The sequence below is a fragment of the Ramlibacter sp. bp-362 genome (assembly GCF_054956735.1).
In genome coordinates this window covers 323850-344285 of sequence record NZ_JBUDXE010000001.1, presented here as the reverse complement: position 1 = coordinate 344285, position 20436 = coordinate 323850, and the positions used below count along the sequence as shown (strand labels likewise).

26 protein-coding genes are annotated in these 20436 nt (G+C 68.7%); 25 read left to right on the top strand and 1 reads right to left on the bottom strand.

Annotated features, from left to right (window positions below; translation table 11 throughout):
• The first annotated feature begins 3 nt into the window (after window positions 1–3).
• From ACY0MJ_RS01750 to tatC, 25 genes are all read left to right on the top strand, one after another.
• The gene (locus ACY0MJ_RS01750; RefSeq protein ID WP_462636541.1) at window positions 4–1470 is read left to right on the top strand and encodes a glutamate synthase subunit beta; all 1467 of its coding nucleotides are present in this window, start codon (window positions 4–6) and stop codon (window positions 1468–1470) included.
• Between the two features lie 109 nt (window positions 1471–1579).
• A complete protein-coding gene (locus ACY0MJ_RS01745; RefSeq protein ID WP_462636540.1) occupies window positions 1580–2398 on the top strand; it encodes an ABC transporter ATP-binding protein in 819 nt (272 codons plus the stop codon).
• Entirely contained in the window at window positions 2395–3177 is a 783-nt protein-coding gene (gene mlaE, locus ACY0MJ_RS01740) for a lipid asymmetry maintenance ABC transporter permease subunit MlaE (RefSeq protein WP_462636539.1), read from the top strand. Before ACY0MJ_RS01745 ends, mlaE begins: the two co-directional genes overlap by 4 nt.
• Window positions 3178–3188: 11 nt before the next feature.
• Window positions 3189–3671, top strand: coding sequence for an outer membrane lipid asymmetry maintenance protein MlaD (gene mlaD / locus ACY0MJ_RS01735; protein ID WP_462636538.1), 483 nt, complete (start codon window positions 3189–3191; stop codon window positions 3669–3671).
• Complete coding sequence (locus tag ACY0MJ_RS01730; RefSeq protein WP_462636537.1) at window positions 3668–4444, top strand: MlaA family lipoprotein; 777 nt, start codon at window positions 3668–3670, stop codon at window positions 4442–4444. The genes mlaD and ACY0MJ_RS01730 overlap by 4 nt, the downstream gene beginning before the upstream one ends.
• A 107-nt stretch (window positions 4445–4551) precedes the next feature.
• A complete protein-coding gene (locus tag ACY0MJ_RS01725; RefSeq protein WP_462636536.1) occupies window positions 4552–5193 on the top strand; it encodes an MlaC/ttg2D family ABC transporter substrate-binding protein in 642 nt (213 codons plus the stop codon).
• A gap of 6 nt (window positions 5194–5199) precedes the next feature.
• A complete protein-coding gene (locus ACY0MJ_RS01720) occupies window positions 5200–5472 on the top strand; it encodes an STAS domain-containing protein (RefSeq protein ID WP_462636535.1) in 273 nt (90 codons plus the stop codon).
• 50 nt (window positions 5473–5522) lie between these two features.
• Window positions 5523–6443, top strand: a complete 921-nt coding sequence (locus tag ACY0MJ_RS01715) for an ABC transporter ATP-binding protein (RefSeq protein ID WP_462636534.1) — start codon at window positions 5523–5525, stop codon at window positions 6441–6443.
• A gap of 142 nt (window positions 6444–6585) precedes the next feature.
• Entirely contained in the window at window positions 6586–7341 is a 756-nt protein-coding gene (locus ACY0MJ_RS01710) for an ABC transporter permease (RefSeq protein ID WP_462636533.1), read from the top strand.
• Window positions 7342–7354: 13 nt separating this feature from the next.
• The gene (locus tag ACY0MJ_RS01705) at window positions 7355–7597 is read left to right on the top strand and encodes a BolA family protein (protein WP_462636532.1); all 243 of its coding nucleotides are present in this window, start codon (window positions 7355–7357) and stop codon (window positions 7595–7597) included.
• A gap of 6 nt (window positions 7598–7603) precedes the next feature.
• Window positions 7604–8869: a UDP-N-acetylglucosamine 1-carboxyvinyltransferase gene (gene murA / locus ACY0MJ_RS01700; protein ID WP_462636531.1), complete on the top strand. Its 1266-nt coding sequence runs from the start codon at window positions 7604–7606 to the stop codon at window positions 8867–8869.
• Between the two features lie 58 nt (window positions 8870–8927).
• A complete protein-coding gene (gene hisG / locus ACY0MJ_RS01695; RefSeq protein WP_462636530.1) occupies window positions 8928–9590 on the top strand; it encodes an ATP phosphoribosyltransferase in 663 nt (220 codons plus the stop codon).
• On the top strand, window positions 9587–10903 hold the full coding sequence (hisD, locus tag ACY0MJ_RS01690) for a histidinol dehydrogenase (RefSeq protein ID WP_462636529.1): 1317 nt from the start codon (window positions 9587–9589) through the stop codon (window positions 10901–10903). The genes hisG and hisD overlap by 4 nt, the downstream gene beginning before the upstream one ends.
• A 143-nt stretch (window positions 10904–11046) precedes the next feature.
• Window positions 11047–12123: a histidinol-phosphate transaminase gene (hisC, locus tag ACY0MJ_RS01685; RefSeq protein ID WP_462636528.1), complete on the top strand. Its 1077-nt coding sequence runs from the start codon at window positions 11047–11049 to the stop codon at window positions 12121–12123.
• A complete protein-coding gene (gene hisB, locus ACY0MJ_RS01680; RefSeq protein ID WP_462636527.1) occupies window positions 12120–12716 on the top strand; it encodes an imidazoleglycerol-phosphate dehydratase HisB in 597 nt (198 codons plus the stop codon). The genes hisC and hisB overlap by 4 nt, the downstream gene beginning before the upstream one ends.
• Window positions 12713–13363: an imidazole glycerol phosphate synthase subunit HisH gene (gene hisH, locus ACY0MJ_RS01675; protein ID WP_462636526.1), complete on the top strand. Its 651-nt coding sequence runs from the start codon at window positions 12713–12715 to the stop codon at window positions 13361–13363. Before hisB ends, hisH begins: the two co-directional genes overlap by 4 nt.
• A gap of 48 nt (window positions 13364–13411) precedes the next feature.
• On the top strand, window positions 13412–14170 hold the full coding sequence (gene hisA, locus ACY0MJ_RS01670; RefSeq protein WP_462636525.1) for a 1-(5-phosphoribosyl)-5-[(5-phosphoribosylamino)methylideneamino]imidazole-4-carboxamide isomerase: 759 nt from the start codon (window positions 13412–13414) through the stop codon (window positions 14168–14170).
• A gap of 4 nt (window positions 14171–14174) precedes the next feature.
• Entirely contained in the window at window positions 14175–14954 is a 780-nt protein-coding gene (hisF, locus tag ACY0MJ_RS01665; RefSeq protein ID WP_462636524.1) for an imidazole glycerol phosphate synthase subunit HisF, read from the top strand.
• Between the two features lie 293 nt (window positions 14955–15247).
• On the top strand, window positions 15248–15637 hold the full coding sequence (gene hisI / locus ACY0MJ_RS01660; protein ID WP_462636523.1) for a phosphoribosyl-AMP cyclohydrolase: 390 nt from the start codon (window positions 15248–15250) through the stop codon (window positions 15635–15637).
• Between the two features lie 10 nt (window positions 15638–15647).
• Window positions 15648–16016: a phosphoribosyl-ATP diphosphatase gene (locus ACY0MJ_RS01655; protein ID WP_462636522.1), complete on the top strand. Its 369-nt coding sequence runs from the start codon at window positions 15648–15650 to the stop codon at window positions 16014–16016.
• Between the two features lie 16 nt (window positions 16017–16032).
• Window positions 16033–16389: a DUF4870 family protein gene (locus ACY0MJ_RS01650; RefSeq protein WP_462636521.1), complete on the top strand. Its 357-nt coding sequence runs from the start codon at window positions 16033–16035 to the stop codon at window positions 16387–16389.
• Entirely contained in the window at window positions 16386–16745 is a 360-nt protein-coding gene (locus ACY0MJ_RS01645) for a histidine triad nucleotide-binding protein (protein WP_462636520.1), read from the top strand. The genes ACY0MJ_RS01650 and ACY0MJ_RS01645 overlap by 4 nt, the downstream gene beginning before the upstream one ends.
• Before the next feature lie 65 nt (window positions 16746–16810).
• The gene (gene tatA, locus ACY0MJ_RS01640) at window positions 16811–17062 is read left to right on the top strand and encodes a Sec-independent protein translocase subunit TatA (protein ID WP_462636519.1); all 252 of its coding nucleotides are present in this window, start codon (window positions 16811–16813) and stop codon (window positions 17060–17062) included.
• A gap of 20 nt (window positions 17063–17082) precedes the next feature.
• Complete coding sequence (gene tatB, locus ACY0MJ_RS01635) at window positions 17083–17541, top strand: Sec-independent protein translocase protein TatB (RefSeq protein WP_462636518.1); 459 nt, start codon at window positions 17083–17085, stop codon at window positions 17539–17541.
• A 34-nt stretch (window positions 17542–17575) separates the two neighbouring features.
• Window positions 17576–18382 carry a twin-arginine translocase subunit TatC gene (tatC, locus tag ACY0MJ_RS01630; protein ID WP_462636517.1) on the top strand — a complete coding sequence of 269 codons (807 nt, stop codon included), beginning with the start codon at window positions 17576–17578 and terminating at the stop codon, window positions 18380–18382.
• 861 nt (window positions 18383–19243) lie between these two features.
• On the opposite strand, the gene ACY0MJ_RS01625 is transcribed toward tatC, so the two are convergent.
• Complete coding sequence (locus ACY0MJ_RS01625; protein WP_462636516.1) at window positions 19244–20395, bottom strand: S1C family serine protease; 1152 nt, start codon at window positions 20393–20395, stop codon at window positions 19244–19246.
• Between the last annotated feature and the right edge of the window lie 41 nt (window positions 20396–20436).

The following is a 20436-nucleotide window of genomic DNA, read 5'->3' as shown; positions in this document are numbered from 1 at the left end:
AACATGGGAAAGATCACCGGCTTCATGGAGTTCGAGCGCATCGAGGAGGGCTACAAGCCCGTGCCCGAGCGCGTGAAGCACTACAAGGAGTTCGTCGTCGGCCTCGACGACGCCCAGGCGAAAGTGCAGGCGGCGCGCTGCATGGACTGCGGCACGCCCTTCTGCAACTCGGGCTGCCCGGTCAACAACGTGATCCCCGACTTCAACGACCTGGTGTACCAGCAGGACTGGCAGAACGCCTTCACCGTGCTGGACTCCACCAACAACTTCCCCGAGTTCACCGGCCGCATCTGCCCGGCGCCCTGCGAGGCCGCCTGCACGCTGAACTACAACTCGGACCCGGTGGGCATCAAGTCGATCGAGCACGCGATCGCCGACCGCGCCTGGGAGCACGGCTGGGTGAAGCCGCGCGTGGCGCGCATCAAGACCGGCAAGAAGGTCGCGGTGGTGGGCTCCGGCCCGGCCGGCATGGCGGCGGCGCAGCAGCTCGCGCGCGCCGGGCACGACGTGACGCTGTTCGAGAAGAACGACCGCATCGGCGGCCTGCTGCGCTACGGCATCCCCGACTTCAAGATGGAGAAGGTGCACATCGACCGCCGCATCGAGCAGATGAAGGCCGAGGGCGTGACGATCCGCACCGGCGTGATGGTGGGCGAGCTGCCCAAGGGCTCCAAGGTCACGAACTGGGCGAAGGAGACGGTCTCGCCGCAGCAGCTGCAGCAGGACTTCGACGCCGTGCTGCTCACGGGCGGCGCCGAGCAGTCGCGCGATCTGCCGGTGCCGGGCCGCGACCTGGACGGCGTGCACTTCGCGATGGAGTTCCTGCCGCAGCAGAACAAGGTGAACGCCGGCGACAAGGTGAAAAACCAGATCCGCGCCGACGGCAAGCACGTCATCGTCATCGGCGGCGGCGACACCGGCAGCGACTGCGTGGGCACCAGCAACCGCCACGGCGCCGCGAGCGTCGTGCAGTTCGAGCTGATGCCGCAGCCGCCGGAGCAGGAGAACAAGGCGCTGACCTGGCCGTACTGGCCCTACAAGCTGCGCACCAGCTCCTCGCACGAGGAAGGCTGCGAGCGCGAGTTCGCCATCGCCACCAAGGAATTCATCGGCGAGAAGGGCAAGGTCACGGGTCTCAAGACCGTGCGCGTGGAGTGGAAGGACGGCCGCATGCAGGAGGTGCCCGGCACCGAGCAGACGCTGAAGGCCGACCTCGTGCTGCTGGCCATGGGCTTCACGAGCCCGGTCGCGACCATCCTGGACGGCTTCGGCGTCGAGAAGGACGCCCGCGGCAACGCCCGCGCCACGACCGACTTCCACGGCGGCTACGCCACCAGCGTGCCCAAGGTGTTCGCGGCAGGCGACATGCGCCGCGGTCAATCGCTGGTGGTCTGGGCGATCCGCGAGGGCCGACAGGCGGCGCGCGCCGTGGACGAATTCCTCATGGGATTCTCGGACCTGCCGCGATAAAGCGACAGACCGCGGGGGTTCACCCGGACGGCGTACGGGGCCGCTCGGGCAAAACCCCTATCATCCCTTGCTTTCAGCTTCGGCCGGCACCCCGGCCCGCCTGCTTCGGATGACCGACTCCGACCCGACCGCGCTGGTCGAATGCCGCAACCTCAGTTTCGGCTACGGCCAGCGGCGCATCCTCAAGGACCTGAGCTTCACCGTGCCCCGCGGCAAGGTGACCGCGCTCATGGGCGCTTCGGGCGGCGGCAAGACCACCGTGCTGCGCCTGATCGGCGGCCAGGTGCGGCCGCAGTCCGGCGAACTGCTGTTCGACGGCCAGAGCGTGCCGGCCCTGGACCGCGACGGCCTGTTCCGCATGCGCCGGCGCATGGGCATGCTGTTCCAGTTCGGCGCGCTGTTCACCGACCTCTCGGTGTTCGACAATGTGGCCTTCCCGCTGCGCGAGCACGCGGCGCTGCCGGAGAACCTGGTGCGCGACATCGTGCTGATGAAGCTCGATGCCGTGGGCCTGCGCGGCGCCCGCGACCTGATGCCCAGCGAGGTCTCCGGTGGCATGGCGCGGCGCGTGGCGCTGGCGCGCGCGATCGCCCTCGACCCCGAGCTGGTGATGTACGACGAGCCCTTCGCGGGCCTCGACCCCATTTCGCTGGGCACCGCCGCCCACCTGATCCGCCAGTTGAACGACACGCTGGGGATCACGAGCATCGTGGTCTCGCACGACCTGGAGGAAACCTTCCGCATCGCCGACCAGGTGATCGTGCTCGCCAACGGCGGCATCGCCGCCCAGGGCACGCCCGAGGAAGTGCGCCACTCCAGCGACCCGCTGGTGCACCAGTTCGTCAACGCGCTGCCGGAAGGCCCCGTGCACTTCCACTACCCCGGTCCCACCGTGGCCGAGGACTTCAGCGGAGGATTGGGGCGATGAGCTGGTGGCGTCCCTCCGACATCGGCTTCGCCGTGCGCAGCAAGCTCGCCGACATCGGCTATGCGGCTCAACTGCTGCTTCGGCTGGTGCGCCTGGGTGGCGCGAGCTTCGCGCGCGGCCGCCTGCTGCGCGACCAGGTCCACTTCCTGGGCAACTACTCGCTGGCCATCGTCGGCGTGTCGGGCCTGTTCGTCGGCTTCGTGCTGGCCCTGCAGGGCTACTACATCCTGCAGCGGTATGGGTCCTCCGAGGCGCTTGGACTGATGGTGGCGCTGTCGCTGGTGCGCGAACTGGGTCCGGTGGTGACGGCGCTGCTGTTCGCCGGCCGCGCCGGCACCTCGCTGACGGCGGAGATCGGCCTGATGAAGGCCGGCGAGCAGCTCTCGGCGATGGAGATGATGGCCGTCGACCCGGTGCAGCGCATCCTGGCGCCGCGCTTCTGGGGCGGCGTGATCGTGATGCCGCTGCTGGTGGCGGTGTTCAGCGCCGTCGGCATCCTGGGCGGCTGGGTGGTCGGCGTGGTGCTGATCGGCGTCGACCCCGGCGCCTTCTGGAGCCAGATGCAAGGCGGCGTGGACGTGTTCAAGGACGTGGGCAACGGCGTCATCAAGAGCCTCGTGTTCGGCGTGGCCGTGACGTTCACGGCCGTCCTGCAAGGCTACGAGGCGAAGGCGACGCCCGAGGGCGTGTCGCGCGCCACCACCCGCACGGTCGTGATGGCGTCGCTGGCCGTCCTGGCCCTCGATTTCGTGCTGACGGCGATGATGTTCAGCATCTGAGGAGGAAAGAGATGGAGCGCAACAAGAACGACGTCTGGGTGGGGCTGTTCGTCCTCATCGGCGCCGCGGCGCTGGTGTTCCTGGCCTTGCAGGCCGCCAACCTGCTGACGCTGAGCTTCCAGCCGACCTACCGGGTGGAAGCCCGGTTCGACAACATCGGCGGGCTGAAGCCCCGCGCGGCTGTCAAGAGCGCCGGCGTGGTGGTCGGGCGTGTGGAATCCATCACGTTCGACGACAAGTCCTTCCGGGCGCGGGTGACGCTCGCCCTGGAAACAAGGTATCAATTCCCCAAGGACAGCTCGCTCAAGATCCTCACCAGCGGCCTGCTCGGCGAGCAGTACGTGGGCATGGAGGCGGGCGCCGACGACAAGAACCTGGTCGCGGGAGATACCATCACCAGTACGCAATCCGCCGTCGTGCTCGAAAACCTGATCGGCCAGTTCCTCTACAACAAGGCCGCGGAAGGGCCCGCCGCGGCGCCGAACAAGAAATGAAGCCAGCCTGCCTGCCGCCGTTGCGCGCACTTGCCACCACGACCCTGGCGCTCTCGCTGGCGGTGGTGGCCGGCTGCGCCACCGTGGCGCAGCCCAACCCGCGCGATCCCTGGGAAGGGTTCAACCGCCACGCCTACAACTTCAACGAGGGCGTGGACCGCATCGTGCTGAAGCCGGTGGCCACCCTCTACAAGGAAAAGGTGCCGCCGCTGGTGCGCACCAGCGTGTCCAACTTCTTCGGCAACCTGGGCGACGCCTGGTCGGCGGTCAACAGCCTGCTGCAGTTCCGCCTGCAGGACGCCGAGGAGAACCTGGCCCGCTTCCACCTGAACACCATGTTCGGCGTGTTCGGCCTGTTCGACCTGGCGAGCGAGATGAACATCGAGCGCCACCGCGAGGACTTCGGCCAGACGCTCGGGCGCTGGGGCGTCCCGGCCGGCCCCTACGTGGTGCTGCCGCTGCTGGGGCCCTCCACGCTGCGCGACGCGGCGGCGAAGCCCGTGGACATGCACTACGACCTCGTGAGCACGATCAGCCCCGAGTACGCGCGCGACCTGACGTGGGTCGTGCGCACCGTGGACCAGCGCGCCAACCTGCTGCGCGTGGGCAGCCTGCTGGAGGAGGCGGCGCTGGACAAGTACGCCTTCACGCGCGACGCCTACCTGCAGCGGCGCAACGCGGAGGTGTTCGACCGCGAGGAAGACCGCGAGCGCGAGACCCCGCCGCCGCTGCCGGACGAATCGCAGGAGGCGCCGGCGGCGCCGGCCCGCTGAGGCGGGCGCGGTTGCAGCCTGTTGCCTTCGTACAGGAAAAGGAAGGAAACCCGGGCACGCTGCCGGGTTCCAATGCTCATGCCGGGCCCTGCCCGGATGAAAGGACCATGATGAAGAGACGTTCCCTGGGCCGCCTGGCGGCCGCCATGCTCGCCACCGGGCTGGCCGGCGGCTGGACGCTGGCGCGAGCCGCCGACGAAGCGCCGGATGCCATGATGAAGCGCCTGTCCGACGAGGTGCTGTCCATCATCCGCAGCGACAAGGCGGTGCAGTCCGGCGACATCGCCCACATCATGCAGGTGGTCGACAACAAGATCATGCCGAACGTCAACTTCCAGCGGATGACGGCCTCGGCGGTCGGCCCGGCCTGGCGCCAGGCCACGCCGGAGCAGCGCCGGCGCCTGCAGGACGAATTCAAGCTGCTGCTGGTGCGCACCTATGCCGGCGCGCTGTCGCAGATCTCCGACGAGTCGGTGGTCGTCAAGCCGCTGCGCGCGGCGCCGACGGACACGGACGTGATCGTGCGCAGCGAGATCCGCGGCCGCGGCGAGCCGATCCAGCTGGATTACCGGCTCGAGAAGACGGCCTCCGGCTGGAAGATCTACAACCTGAACGTGCTGGGCGTCTGGCTGGTGGAAACCTACCGCAGCCAGTTCGCGCAGGAGATCAACGCCAAGGGCGTGGACGGCCTGATCGCCTCGCTGGCCGAGCGCAACCGCGCCAACGCGGCGGCCGCGAAGAAGGGCTGAGGCGCCGTGCTGGTGCTGCCCGCCGAACTGACGCACGCGCAGGCGCCGGCCTGCTGCCGCATGCTGGCGCAGGCCCTGCGCAAGGACGCCGGGCGCGAGGCCGTGGCCGACGCCTCGGCGCTGCGCCACTTCGATTCCTCGGCGCTCGCCGTGCTGCTGGAATGCCGGCGCGAGGCGCTGGCCCTGGGCAAGAGCTTCGCCGTGCACCAGATGCAGCCGCGGCTGCGCGCGCTCGCCACGCTGTACGGCGTGTCGGAGCTGCTGCCCGAGCCGGCCTAGACCCTAAGGCGCGGCACGCGGGGGCCGGCCGCTAAAATGGCGGGTTGCCCATGCCCGCCATCTCCTTCCAGTCCGTTTCCAAGAGCTACAGCACCGGGCGCGGCAGTTTCCGGGCGCTCGACGGCGTCTCCTTCGACATCGCCGAAGGCGAATTCTTCGGCCTCCTGGGTCCCAACGGCGCCGGCAAGACCACCCTGATCAGCATCCTCGCGGGGCTGGTGCGTCCCAGCGCCGGCCGCGTTCTGGTGCACGGCCACGACGTCCAGGCGGAGTACGCGCAGGCGCGCCGCCAGCTGGGCGTCGTGCCGCAGGAGCTGGTGTTCGACCCCTTCTTCACCGTGCGCGAGGCGCTGCGGATCCAGTCCGGCTACTTCGGCGTGCGCAACAACGAGGCCTGGATCGACGAGCTGCTGGAGAGCCTGGGGCTGGCGGACAAGGCCGGCAACAACATGCGCCAGCTCTCCGGCGGCATGAAGCGCCGGGTGCTGGTGGCCCAGGCCCTGGTGCACCGGCCGCCGGTGATCGTGCTGGACGAACCCACGGCCGGCGTCGACGTGGAGCTGCGCCAGACGCTGTGGCAGTTCATCGCGCGCCTGAACCGCGAAGGCCACACCGTGCTGCTCACGACGCACTACCTGGAGGAGGCCGAGGCCCTGTGCGGCCGCATCGCCATGCTCAAACACGGCCGGGTGGTGGCGCTGGAGCGCACCAGCGAGCTGCTGAAGGCGGCCTCCAGCAACGTGCTGCGCTTCAAGATGGACGGCCCGCTGCCCGCCGCGTTCGAGGGCAAGGCGCGCGTGACCGGCCGCATCGTGCAGCTGCCCGCGCACGACGCCGCCGAGATCGAGCAGCACCTGGCCGTGATCCGCGAGGCCGGCCTGCGCGCGGAGGACGTCGAGATCCGCAAGGCGGACCTGGAGGACGTGTTCATCGATGTGATGTCCGCAGCGCGATCGGAGGCGGCGGCATGAAATACAGACAGCCGGACGCAAAAGTCGCAAAGGTTTCGCAAAGGTCGCAAAAGAGCCCAATTTCTTGTGGATGTTTTTTTGCGCCTCTTGCGCAACCTTTGCGACCTTTGCGTCCGGATGTCCGGCTGTTCGGGGTCCTCGCATGATCGGCTGGCAGACGCTGCTTTACAAGGAAGTGCTGCGGTTCTGGAAGGTCGGCTTCCAGACGGTCGCGGCGCCGGTGCTCACGGCCCTGCTGTACCTGCTGATCTTCGGCCACGTGCTGCAAGGGCGCGTGAAGGTCTACGACACCGTGGACTACATCGCCTTCCTGGTCCCCGGCCTGGTGATGATGAGCGTGCTGCAGAACGCCTTCGCGAACAGCTCCTCGTCGCTGATCCAGAGCAAGATCATGGGCAACCTCGTGTTCGTGCTGCTCACGCCGCTGTCGCACTGGAGCTGGTTCATCGCCTACGTCGGCTCCTCGATGGCGCGTGGGCTGTGCGTCGGCCTGGGCGTGTTCATCGTCACCAACCTGTTCACGCACGTGGGCTTCGTCGCGCCGTTGTGGGCGCTGGTGTTCGCGCTGCTGGGCGCCGGCATGCTGGGCGCGCTGGGGCTGATCGCGGGCCTCTGGGCCGAGAAGTTCGACCAGATGGCGGCGTTCCAGAACTTCATCATCGTGCCGATGACCTTCCTGTCCGGCGTGTTCTATTCGATCCATTCGCTGCCCGACTTCTGGCAGCGGGTGAGCCACCTCAACCCGTTCTTCTACATGATCGACGGCTTCCGCTACGGCTTCTTCGGCGTGAGCGACGTGTCGCCCTGGCTCAGCCTGGGCATCGTCGGCACGGCCATGGTGGCCGTCGGCGCGATCGCCGTGCACCTGCTGCGCATCGGCTACAAGATCCGCGGCTGAGGAAAGACTGCCCATGACTGCCGACGAACTCCGATCGCTCATCGCTTCCAACCTGGCCTGCGACCACATCGAGGTCGAGGGCGACGGCCGCCACTGGTCCGCGGTGATCGTGTCAGCCGAGTTCGCCGGTTTGCGTCCTATCCAGCGTCACCAGCGCGTCTACGCGTCCCTCGGTGCGAGAATGCACACCGACGAGGTACATGCCTTGTCGATGAAGACATTCACGCCGGCCGAGTGGGCCGCGCTTCCACACTAGACGCCCATGGACAAGCTTCTGATTCGCGGTGGCCGGCCGCTCACCGGCGAAGTGGGCATCTCAGGCGCCAAGAACGCGGCGCTGCCGGAACTGTGCGCCGCCCTGCTCACGCCTGGACCGGTGACGCTGCGGAACATCCCGCGCCTGCAGGACGTGGCGACCATGCTCAAGCTCATCCGCAACATGGGCGCGAGCGCGGAGTTCTCGAGCGACGGCACGGTGGTCATCGACTCCACCGACCTGCACTTCCCGGAAGCGCCGTACGAGATGGTGAAGACCATGCGGGCCTCCGTTCTGGCGCTGGGCCCGCTGCTGGCGCGCTTCGGCGAGGCGACGGTGTCGCTGCCGGGCGGCTGCGCGATCGGCGCCCGGCCGGTGGACCAGCACATCAAGGGCCTGCAGAAGATGGGCGCCGAGATCGTGATCGAGCACGGCTACATGATCGCCAAGCTGCCCAAGGGGCGCGAGCGCCTGCGCGGCGCGCACATCACGACCGACATGATCACGGTGACGGGCACCGAGAACTTCATGATGGCGGCGGCGCTGGCCGAGGGCGAGACGGTGCTGGAGAACCCGGCGCAGGAGCCCGAGATCACGGACCTGGGCGAGATGCTGATCGCGATGGGCGCCAAGGTCGAAGGCCACGGCACCGGCCGCATCGTCATCCAGGGGGTGGAGAAGCTGCACGGCGCCACGCACAAGGTGGTGGCCGACCGGATCGAATGCGGCACCTTCCTGTGCGCCGTGGCGGCCACCGGCGGCGACGTGCTGCTGCGCGAGGGCCGCGCCGACCACCTGGAAGCCGTGATCGACCTGCTGAAGGCCGCCGGCGCCGAGGTGCAGGCGGTCGAGGGCGGCATCCGCGTGCGCGCGCAGGGCCGCCTCGAGGCGCAGAGCTTCAAGACCACCGAATACCCCGGCTTCCCGACCGACATGCAGGCGCAGTTCATGGCGCTCAACTGCATCGCCGAGGGCGACGCCAAGATCACCGAGACCATCTTCGAGAACCGCTACATGCACGTCAGCGAGCTGATGCGCATGGGCGCGCGCATCGACGTCGAAGGCAAGACGGCCATCACGCACGGCGTGGAGCGCCTCTCGGGCGCCATCGTCATGGCCACCGACCTGCGCGCCTCCGCCAGCCTGGTGATCGCCGGCCTGGTGGCCGACGGCGAGACCCTGGTCGACCGCATTTACCATCTGGACCGTGGCTACGAACAGATGGAAGCCAAGCTGCGCCAGCTGGGCGCCGACATAGAGAGAGTGAAATGACCGCCGCACGGCCGCCCGAAGGCGGTCGGTTCGCAGTGCGTAGCACGGAGAACTTACTGTGACACCTGCGGGCAAGCCCGCCCTGACCCTGGCCCTGTCGAAGGGGCGCATCTTCGAGGAGACCCTGCCGCTGCTGAAGGCGGCCGGGATCGAGGTGCTGGAAGACCCGGAGAAGTCGCGCAAGCTGATCATCGGCACGACCGATCCGGCCGTGCGCGTGGTGCTGGTGCGCGCCACCGACGTGCCGACCTACGTGCAGTTCGGCGGCGCCGACCTCGGCGTGACGGGCAAGGACACCCTCATCGAGCACGGCGGCCAGGGCCTGTACCAGCCGCTGGACCTGCAGATCGCCAAGTGCCGCGTGAGCGTGGCGGTGCGTTCCGACTTCGACTACGCCTCCGCCGTGCACCAGGGCTCGCGCCTGAAGGTCGCGACCAAGTACGTGAGCATCGCCCGCGACTTCTTCGCCGCCAAGGGCGTGCACGTGGACCTGATCAAGCTCTACGGCAGCATGGAGCTGGCCCCCCTGACCGGGCTGGCCGACGCCATCGTGGACCTGGTGTCCACCGGGAACACGCTCAAGGCCAACAACCTGGTCGAGGTCGAACGCATCATGGACATCAGCGCCCGCCTGGTGGTGAACCAGGCGGCGCTGAAGCTGAAGCAGGAACCGATCCGCCACCTGATCGACGTGTTCGCGAAGACCGTCGCCGCCCGATGAGCCTCCTCGCCCGACCGCTGCGCCTCGCCACCACCGAAGCCGGCTTCGACGCCGCGCTGGCGGCGCGCCTGCACTGGTCTGCCGACACCGACGCCGGCATCGAGCAGGCCGTGGCCGCCATCCTGGACGACGTGCGCCGGCGCGGCGACGCGGCGGTGCTGGAATACACCCGCCGCTTCGACATGCAGGCGGACTCCGTGGCCCGCCTGGAGTTGCAGCGGGCGGAGCTGGAGGCGGCCTTCGCGTCGCTGCCGGCGAAGCAGCGCAGCGCGCTGCAGGAAGCCGCGGCGCGCGTCCGCAGCTACCACGAGGCGCAGAAGAAGGCGAGCGGCGAGAGCTGGAGCTACCGCGACCCCGACGGCACGCTGCTGGGCCAGAAGGTCACGCCGCTGGACCGCGTGGGCATCTACGTGCCGGGCGGCAAGGCAGCCTATCCGTCCTCCGTCCTGATGAACGCGATTCCGGCCCAGGTCGCCGGCGTCGGCGAGATCGTCATGGTGGTGCCCACGCCGCGCGGCGAGAAGAACCCGCTGGTGCTGGCGGCCGCCCACGTGGCCGGCGTCACCCGCACCTTCACCATCGGCGGCGCGCAGGCCGTGGCGGCGCTCGCGTACGGAACGGAAACCGTCCCGCGCGTGGACAAGATCACCGGCCCGGGCAACGCCTACGTGGCGGCGGCCAAGCGCCGCGTCTTCGGGCAGGTCGGCATCGACATGATCGCCGGACCGAGCGAGATCCTGGTGCTGGCCGACGGCAGCACGCCGGCCGACTGGGTGGCGATGGACCTGTTCTCGCAGGCAGAGCACGACGAGCTGGCCCAGAGCATCCTGCTGTGCCCCGACGCCGGCTACATCGCGCAGGTGCAGGCGGCGATCGACCGCATGCTGCCGGAGCTGCCGCGCGCGCGGATCATCGCGAAGTCGCTCAACGACCGCGGCGCCCTGATCCACACGCGCAGCATGGAAGAGGCCTGCGAGATCAGCAACCGCATCGCGCCCGAACACCTGGAGATCGCCAGCGGCGACCCGCACCGCTGGGAGCCGCTGCTGCGGCATGCCGGCGCGATCTTCCTGGGCGCCTGGACCAGCGAGTCGCTGGGCGACTACTGCGCCGGCCCCAACCACGTACTGCCCACCAGCACCACCGCGCGCTTCTCCAGCCCCCTGGGCGTCTACGACTTCCAGAAGCGCAGCAGCCTCATCGAGGTCAGCGAAGCCGGCGCCCAGAAACTGGGCGCCATCGCCTCCGAATTGGCCCACGGCGAGGGCCTGCAAGCCCACGCCCGGGCGGCGGAGTTGCGGCTGAAGAGGTAGGATGGCAGCAGGCCGGCAACAAGAACGCAGAGGACGCAGAGGTTTCGCAGAGAACGCAGAGAACAGCCATTGAAGGTTTTTCTCTGCGCCCTCTGCGTAACCTCTGCGCCCTCTGCGTTCTTCGACCTCCGATCGACACTTCCATGACAGACCGCCTCGACCAGATCATCGCCACCCGCATCCGCCAGGACGTGCAGTCCATGCACGCCTATGCCATCCAGGATTCGCGTGGCATGGTCAAGCTCGATGCCATGGAGAACCCGCACCGGCTGCCGCAGCCACTGCAGGAGGAACTGGGCAAGCGCCTCGCCGCCGTCGCCCTGAACCGGTATCCCGGCGAGCGCATCGAGGACCTGCGCCAGGCCCTGGCGCGCCACGCGAAGCTGCCCGCCGGCTTCGGGCTGATGCTGGGCAACGGCTCGGACGAACTGATCGCCCTGCTGGCGCTCGCCTGCGACGTGCCGGGCGCGACCATCCTGGCGCCGCAGCCCGGCTTCGTCATGTACGCCATGAGCGCGCAGCTCCAGGGCCTGAAGTTCGTCGGCGTGGACCTCACGCCCGACTTCGAGCTCGATGAGAAGGCGATGCTCGATGCGATCGCGCTGCACCAGCCGGCGATCGTGTACCTGGCCTACCCGAACAACCCGACCGCCAACCTCTGGAACGACGCCACCATCGAGAAGATCGTGGAGGCCGCGCCCGGCCTCGTGGTGATCGACGAGGCCTACCAGCCCTTCGCCAGCCGCAGCTACCTCGACCGCGTGGCGAAGCACGAGCACGTGCTGCTGATGCGCACCCTCAGCAAGTTCGGCCTCGCCGGCGTGCGCATCGGCTACATGATGGGCGCCGAGCGGCTGGTGCACGAGATCGACAAGGTGCGTCCGCCCTACAACATCAGCGTCCTCAACGCCGAGGCCGCCCTGTTCGCGCTGGAGCACGAGGACGTGTTCGCCGCCCAGGCCGCCGGCCTGAAGCAGGAGCGCGGCCGCCTGCAGGCCGCGCTGGAGGAAATGGGCCTGAAGTCCTGGCCCAGCGACGCCAACATGATCCTGGTGCGCGTGCCCGACGCCGCGGCCAGCTTCGAAGGCATGAAGGCCCGCAAGGTGCTGGTCAAGAACGTCTCCCGCATGCATCCCCTGCTGGCCGGCTGCCTGCGCCTCACCGTCGGCACCGCCGACGAGAACGCGCAGATGCTCGCCGCCCTGCAAGCCACCCTATGAGCACGCCCCGCACCGCTGAAATCACCCGCAACACGGCCGAGACGCAGATCGCCGTCCGCGTGAACCTGGACGGCACCGGCCAGGCGAAGCTGGCCACCGGCATCGGCTTCTTCGACCACATGCTGGACCAGATCGCCCGCCACGGCCTGATCGACCTCGAGATCGACGCCAGGGGCGACCTGCACATCGACGGCCACCACACGGTGGAGGACGTCGGCATCACCCTGGGCCAGGCCGTCTACAAGGCCGTGGGCGACAAGAAGGGCATCCGCCGCTACGGCCACGCCTACGTGCCGCTGGACGAGGCGCTCTCGCGCGTGGTGATCGACTTCTCCGGCCGCCCCGGCCTGGTGATGAACGTGCCCTTCAAGAGCGGCATGATCGGCACCTTCGACACGCAGCTGGCCCACGAATTCTTCCAGGGCTTCGCCAACCACGCCTTCGTCACGCTGCACATCGACAACCTGCGCGGCGAGAACGCGCACCACCAGTGCGAGACGGTGTTCAAGGCCTTCGCCCGGGCGCTGCGCTCGGCGCTGGAGTTCGACCCGCGCGCGGCCGGCACCATTCCCTCCACGAAGGGATCCCTTTGAGCGCTCGCACGGTGGCCGTGGTGGACTACGGCATGGGCAACCTGCGCTCGGTGTCCCAGGCCGTCCTGCACGTGGCGCAGGGGAGCGGGGTCGACGCGATCGTCACCTCGCGCCCGGAAGACGTGCGCGCCGCCGAGCGCGTGGTCCTGCCGGGGCAGGGCGCCATGCCGGACTGCATGCGCGAGCTGCGCGAATCCGGCCTGCTGGAGTCCGTGCTGGAGGCGGCCGCCACCAAGCCCCTCTTCGGCGTCTGCGTCGGCATGCAGATGCTGCTGGATCGCAGCGAGGAGGGCCCCACCGAGGGCCTGGGCCTGATCCCCGGCGAGGTGGTGCGCTTCCGGCTCGAGGGGCAGGTGCAGCCCGATGGCAGCCGCTACAAGGTCCCCCAAATGGGCTGGAACCGCGTGCGCCAGGCGCAGCCCCACGCCATGTGGGCGGGGATTCCCGACGAAAGCTGGTTCTACTTCGTCCATTCCTACTACGCCCGGACGTCCGACCCGCACCACAGTGTTGGGGAATCCGAGTACGGCACGCGCTTTACCTGTGCGGTGGCCCGCGATAATATTTTTGCGACCCAGTTCCACCCCGAAAAAAGCGCCGACCAGGGCCTCACGCTCTATCGCAACTTCCTGCACTGGAAACCCTGACCGCCCAGGAAGCGGCCGGCGCCCAGTCGCACCGTCCATATCCCCCCAATGCTGCTGATTCCCGCGATTGACCTGAAAGATGGCCACTGTGTACGCCTGAAGCAAGGCGACATGGACCAGGCGACCACCTTCAGCGAGGACCCCGCCGAGATGGCCCGCACCTGGCTCGCCCGCGGCGCGCGCCGGCTGCACCTGGTGGACCTGAACGGCGCCTTCGCCGGCAAGCCCCAGAACTTCTCCGCCATCCGCTCCATCCTCAAGGCCGTGGGCGACGAGATCCCGGTGCAGCTGGGAGGCGGCATCCGCGACCTCGACACGATCGAGAAGTACATCGACGGCGGCCTGCGCTACGTGATCATCGGCACCGCCGCCGTGAAGAACCCCGGCTTCCTGAAGGACGCCTGCACGGCCTTCGGCGGGCACATCATCGTGGGCCTGGACGCCAAGGACGGCAAGGTCGCCACCGACGGCTGGAGCAAGCTCACCGGCCACGAGGTGGTGGACCTGGCGCGCAAGTTCCAGGACTGGGGCGTGGAATCGATCGTCTACACCGACATCGGCCGCGACGGCATGCTCTCCGGCATCAACATCGACGCCACGGTGAAGCTGGCGCAGTCGCTCACCATCCCCGTGATCGCCTCGGGCGGCCTGGGCTCCATCGCCGACATCGAGAAGCTGTGCGCGGTGGAGGACGAGGGCATCGAGGGCGTGATCTGCGGCCGCGCCGTCTATTCGGGCGAGCTCGATTTCGTCAAGGCGCAGGCCCGCGCCGACGAACTGAACGGATCCCCGCCCCCGCGGGCGTGACGCCATGCTCGCCAAACGCATCATCCCCTGCCTGGACGTCACGGGCGGGCGGGTCGTCAAGGGCGTCAACTTCGTGGAGCTGCGCGACGCCGGCGACCCGGTGGAGATCGCCGCCCGCTACAACGAGCAGGGCGCCGACGAACTGACCTTCCTGGACATCACCGCCACCAGCGACGGGCGCGACCTGATCCTGCACATCATCGAGGCCGTGGCCTCGCAGGTGTTCATCCCCCTGACGGTGGGCGGCGGCGTGCGCACGGTCGAAGACGTGCGCCGCCTCCTCAACGCCGGCGCCGACAAGACCAGCTTCAACTCCGCGGCCATCGCCAACCCCGACGTCATTTCGGCGGCCTCGGCGAAGTACGGCGCCCAGTGCATCGTGGTGGCGATCGACGCCAAGCGGCGCAGCGCCGAGGAGGCGACCGCCCGCGGGCCGGGCTGGGACGTCTACAGCCACGGCGGCCGGCGCAACACCGGGCTGGACGCCGTCGCCTGGGCCACCGAGATGGCCCGCCGGGGCGCCGGCGAGATCCTGCTGACCAGCATGGACCGCGACGGCACCAAGTCCGGCTTCGACCTGGCCCTCACCCGGGCGGTGAGCGACGCCGTCCCGGTGCCCGTGATCGCCTCCGGCGGCGTCGGCAACCTCGACCACCTGGCCGACGGCATCCAGCAGGGCGGCGCCGACGCCGTGCTGGCCGCCAGCATCTTCCACTACGGCGAATTCACGGTCGCCCAGGCCAAGGCCCGCATGGCCGAACGGGGGATTCCCGTCCGCCAGTGATCACTTCAAAAAGTCGCAAGCGACTTTTTGAAGTGGTTCAGCATGTGTGAGAAGGACCGGCGAAGCCGGATCCTTCTCACAAGGGGAACCGCGCTGCATGTTATTCCGCGCGGTTCTCGCCCGGCGGGCAGCTTGGAGCTGCCCGCCTCGAAGACTGCGCGGAATAGCATGCAGCGCAGTCTCCCTTGCGGCCAGGATCCGGCTTTGCCGGTCCTGGCCGCACTGATCAGAGAACTCGGAAAAATCCGCGCAGCGGATTTTTCCGAGTTAGCCATAAAGGCGACAATAGGGCCATGGAGTGGCTCGATCAGGTCAAGTGGGACGCGCAAGGACTCGTCCCCGTCATCGCCCAGGAAGCGTCCACGGGTGACGTGCTGATGTTCGCCTGGATGGACCGCGAGGCGCTGCGGCGTACCGCGGAACTGGGGCGGGCCGTGTACTTCAGCCGCTCGCGCGGCAAGCTGTGGTTCAAGGGCGAGGAGTCCGGCCACGTGCAGCAGGTGCACGAGATCCGCATGGACTGCGACAACGACGTCCTGCTGCTGAAGGTCACCCAGCTGGGTCACGACCCCTCCATCGCCTGCCACACCGGGCGCCACAGCTGCTTCTTCCAGCTTTACCGCGACGGGGCCTGGCAGTCCGTCGAGCCGGTCTTGAAAGACCCGTCCACGATCTACAAGTAGCGCCACCACCATGACCGCCGCCGACTCCCTGGCCCGCCTGGCCGACGTCATCGAAAGCCGCAAGCCCGCCAACGGCGGCAACCCCGAGGCGAGCTACGTCGCCCGGCTGCTGCACAAGGGCCCGGACGCCTTCCTCAAGAAGATCGGCGAGGAGGCGACCGAGGTGGTGATGGCCGCCAAGGACGCGGACCACGGCGGCGACCGCACGAAGCTGGTCGGCGAGGTGGCCGACCTGTGGTTCCACTGCATGATCGCGCTCGCGCACTACGGGCTCAAGCCCGCGGACGTCGTGGCGGAACTGCAGCGGCGCGAGGGACTTGGCGGCCTGGAAGAGAAGGCGCTGCGCAAGGCGCGCGAGCGCGAGGGCCGCGGTGACTAGCAGAAAGGGGCAAGCCATGGCCGAGACCGACTACGCCACCCTCGAAGACAAGTCCCCGGGCGACCGGACGACGATGCACGTGCTTTACGGCATGCACACGATCGCGCCGTTCACGCTGTGGACGCTGTCGGTGATCGCGCTGATCGTGCACTACGTCAAGCGGGCCGACGAGCGCGAGCCGCTGTACCTCGCCCATCACAACTACATGATCCGCACCGTCTGGTGGACGGCGCTGGGCCTGCTGGTGACCTCGCCCCTGTGGTTCCTGCTATTCCTGCCCGGGGCGATCGCCTGGACCCTGATCGGCGCGTGGTACCTGTACCGCTGCCTGCGCGGCTGGCTGCGCTTCAACGACAATCGCTTCCCGCAATGACACACGACCCGGACTGCATCTTCTGCAAGATCGTCGAGGGGAAGATCCCCTCGAAGAAGGTCTACGAGGACGAGGACGTCCTCGGCTTCCACGACATCCACCCCTGGGCGCCGGTGCACTTCCTGCTGATCCCCAAGCGCCACATCCCCTCGATGGCCCACGTGCAGGAGGGCGACGCGCCCGTGCTGGGCAAGCTGATGAGCCTGGTGCCGAAGCTGGCGCAGCAGGAGGGCTGCCGGCCCTGGCCGGAGGGCGGATTCCGGGTGGTCTGCAACACCGGCGCCGACGGCGGCCAGGAGGTCGCGCACCTGCATTTCCACGTCATCGGCGGGCCGCGCCCCTGGCTCAAGGGCTGAGCAATTCCCACAAGTCGGCGAACTTCCCTGCCCGACTAGAATCCGAGCAGTAACAGGAGAGATCCATGGGTTCCTTTTCCATCTGGCACTGGCTGATCGTGCTGTTGATCGTGGTGCTGGTCTTCGGCACCAAGAAGCTGAAGAACATCGGCACCGACCTCGGCGGCGCCGTCAAGGGCTTCAAGGACGGCATGAAGGACGGCTCGCAGCCCGACACCCCGGTGCCGCCGGCCAGCCAGGTCACGGCCTCGCAGGGCCCGTCGGCCGCGCCCGCGGACCAGACGACGATCGACGTCGAAGCCCGCAACAAGTCCTGAGTCCTCGCGGCTGAACACGGGTGATCGACCTCGGCCTCTCGAAGATGGCGCTGATCGGCGCCGTGGCCCTGATCGTGATCGGGCCGGAGAAACTGCCGCGCGTGGCGCGGACGGTCGGCACGCTCCTGGGCAAGGCGCAGCGCTACGTCAACGACGTCAAGGCGGAAGTCAACCGCTCCATGGAGCTGGACGAACTGCGCAAGATGAAGGAGACGGTGGAATCGGCCGCCCGCGACGTCGAGAGCTCCGTCTCCAGCGCCGCCTCCGACTTCGAGAAGCAGTGGCAGGACGTCGCCTCCGAGGCGCAGTCCGCGCTGTCGGAGCCGCCGGGATTCCCGGAGTACAAGCACCCGAAGAAGAAATGGCGCCTGAAGCAGGGCGCCGTTCCGCACTGGTACAAGGCGCGCAACGGCGTGCGCACCCGGGCCTTGTCCGGCGCGGCACGTGTGGCAAAGTACCGGCCGCGCAAGTTCAACTGAAAGCGGGGCCGGCAGCGCCGGCGGCCCTTCCCCTATGTCCACAACACCGAACGACCAGGAAGACGAACTGGCCGGCACCGAGCAGCCCTTTGTCGCGCACCTGATCGAGCTGCGCGACCGGCTGATCAAGGCCATCATCGCCATCGGCGTGGTGGCGGCCGTCCTCGCCGTGTTCCCGGGGCCCGCCGCCCTGTACGACCTCCTGGCCGCCCCGCTGGTCGCGCACCTGCCCAAGGGCGCGACGCTGATCGCCACCTCGGTGATCTCGCCATTCATCGTGCCGCTGAAGATCCTGCTGATGGCGGCCTTCCTGATCGCGCTGCCGGTGGTGCTGTGGCAGGTCTGGTCCTTCGTCGCGCCGGGCCTGTACTCGCACGAGAAGAAGCTGGTGCTGCCGCTGGTGATCTCCAGCACCGTGCTGTTCTTCCTCGGGGTGGCGTTCTGCTACTTCTTCGTGTTCGGCAAGGTCTTCTCCTTCATCCAGAGCTTCGCGCCCAAGAGCATCACGGCCGCGCCTGACATCGAGGCCTACCTGAGCTTCGTGCTGACGATGTTCCTCGCCTTCGGCGCCGCGTTCGAGGTGCCGATCGTGGTGGTGGTGCTGGCGCGCATGGGCGTGGTGCCGGTGGAGAAGCTGAAGGAATTCCGCGGCTACTTCATCGTGCTGGCCTTCATCATCGCCGCCGTGATCACGCCGCCCGACGTGGTCTCGCAGCTGGCGCTGGCCATCCCCATGGTGCTCCTCTACGAACTGGGCATCTGGGCGGCGCAGATCTTCATCCGCCACACCAAGGCCCCGGAAGACGAAGAGTCGAAGTCGAGCGAGGTCGCGAAGCCTTGAGGCTGTTCAGGCCCCGGCCCTGAGCCCCGTGGCCCCGTGCCCTTGTCATCCCGGCGGAAGCCGGGATCCATGCGTTTCCCCACGAAGTGCCGCGCAGCGTCGCGCCAGGCGGTACGCGGCGCAGTCCCGCTGGGGCGCCGGTCCGCGGCTGCGCGCGCGGACTTCCCTGAGCCGGTGCTTGCGGCCCCGCCCGCGCCATAACTCACTGCGAGTCGGGCCGCGCGCGGCCCGACTCTCCGTTCGGACAAATGGCGCGAGCATGAGACATACGCGCGGCTCGATCCGCGCTGACGCGCTCTCGTAGCCGCGCTGCGGGGCCGCAAGCACCGTCTCAGGCGGCGGCCCCTTCATGCGGGCCTGCACCGCGCCCCGCCCGACGCGACGGACCGGGGCGCTCGACCAGCCCGGGCATGCCTTCGTTGTGCCAGCCGCGGAATGGGGCTGGCTGTCGTCGCCCATTGGGCGCCGTCGCAGCGCCAGGTGGCTGCAGACGAGTCGTCGAGTGCCCCGGTCCGTCGCGCCAGGCGGCGGGCGGCGTGGGCCCGCATGAAGGGGTGGCGCCTGGGAGGCTGGTCCCGGTGCCGCAGCACGGCTACGAGAGCGCGTGAGCGCGGATCGAGCCGCGCGTACGTTCTCTGGCTCGCGCAGTTGTTCGAGTCTGGAGTTTGCCGCGCGCGGCAAACTCCAGAGGAGTTCTGCGCGTGGCGGCGCCGGGACCAGCCTCCCAGGTTTGCCGGCGCTTGCGCCGGACGCCGCCCCAGCGGGCCCGCGCCGCCCGCCGCCTGGCGCGACGCTGCGCGGCACTGCCTGCGGCTGGAAGCCCTGGGTCCCCGCCTCCGCGGGGATGACGGTTAGCGGACCTCAGCGCTGCGGCAATTGCTGCCGCGGCTTCGGGCGCTTGCCCGGGGTGACGGTCACTTGGCGGGTGTCGTCGCCGCGGCGCAGCTTGAATTCGGTGGCGGTGCCGGGCTTCAGGCCGGCGACCACCGTCAGCAGTTCCGAGACGTTGGCGATGTCCTTGCCGCCCACCTGCTCCACGACGTCGCCCGGCCGCACGCCGGCCTGCGCCGCGGGGCCGTTCTGCAGCACGCCCGTGATCAGCACGCCCTTCTTGGCCTTGACGCCGAAGGTCTCCATCAGCTCCGGCGACAGGTCCGCCGGCTCCACGCCGATCCAGCCGCGCGTCACCACGCCATCCTTCACGATGCCTTCCAGCACCAGCTTGGCGGTGGACACGGGAATCGCGAAGCCGATGCCCATGCTGCCGCCCGAGCGCGAATAGATCGCCGTGTTGATCCCCATCAGGTTGCCGTTGACGTCCACCAGCGCGCCGCCGGAGTTGCCGGGGTTGATCGCGGCGTCGGTCTGGATGAAGTTCTCGAAGGTGTTGATGCCCAGCTGGTTGCGCCCCAGGGCGCTGACGATGCCGCTGGTGACGGTCTGGCCCACGCCGAAGGGGTTGCCGATCGCCAGCACCTGGTCGCCGACCTGCAGGGCATCCGAGTTGCCGAGGGTGATCACCGGCAGGCGGTCCAGGTTGATCTTGAGGATGGCGAGGTCGGTTTCCGGGTCCGTGCCGATGACCCGCGCGCGCGTCTTGCGGCTGTCGTTCAGCGCGACCTCGATCTCCGTCGCGCCCTCGACGACGTGGTTGTTGGTGAGGATGAAGCCGTCGTGGCTGATGATCACGCCGCTGCCCAGGCCGCTTTGCGGCACGGCGCCCTGGTCGCCGAAGAAGAAGCGGAACCACGGGTCGCTCGAGGAGGGACGGTCCGCGGCCTTGCTGGTGTTGATGCTCACCACCGCCTGCGAGGCCTTCTGCGCGGCCTGCCGGAAGCTGCCGGGCGGCGGCGGCGCGTTGGGCGGCGTCGGCGCCTCGCTCAGCGTGATGCCGGTGCTGCCGGTGGTGACGGCCGGGCGGTTGAGCCATTCCGGCTTCAGCGTGACCACCACGAAGTACGCGGCCAGCAGCACGGTGACGGCCTGAGAGAAGACCAGCCAGTAACGACGCATGTTCCAGACCTGGGGAAAGCCCAAGTGTATGCGCCGCGAGC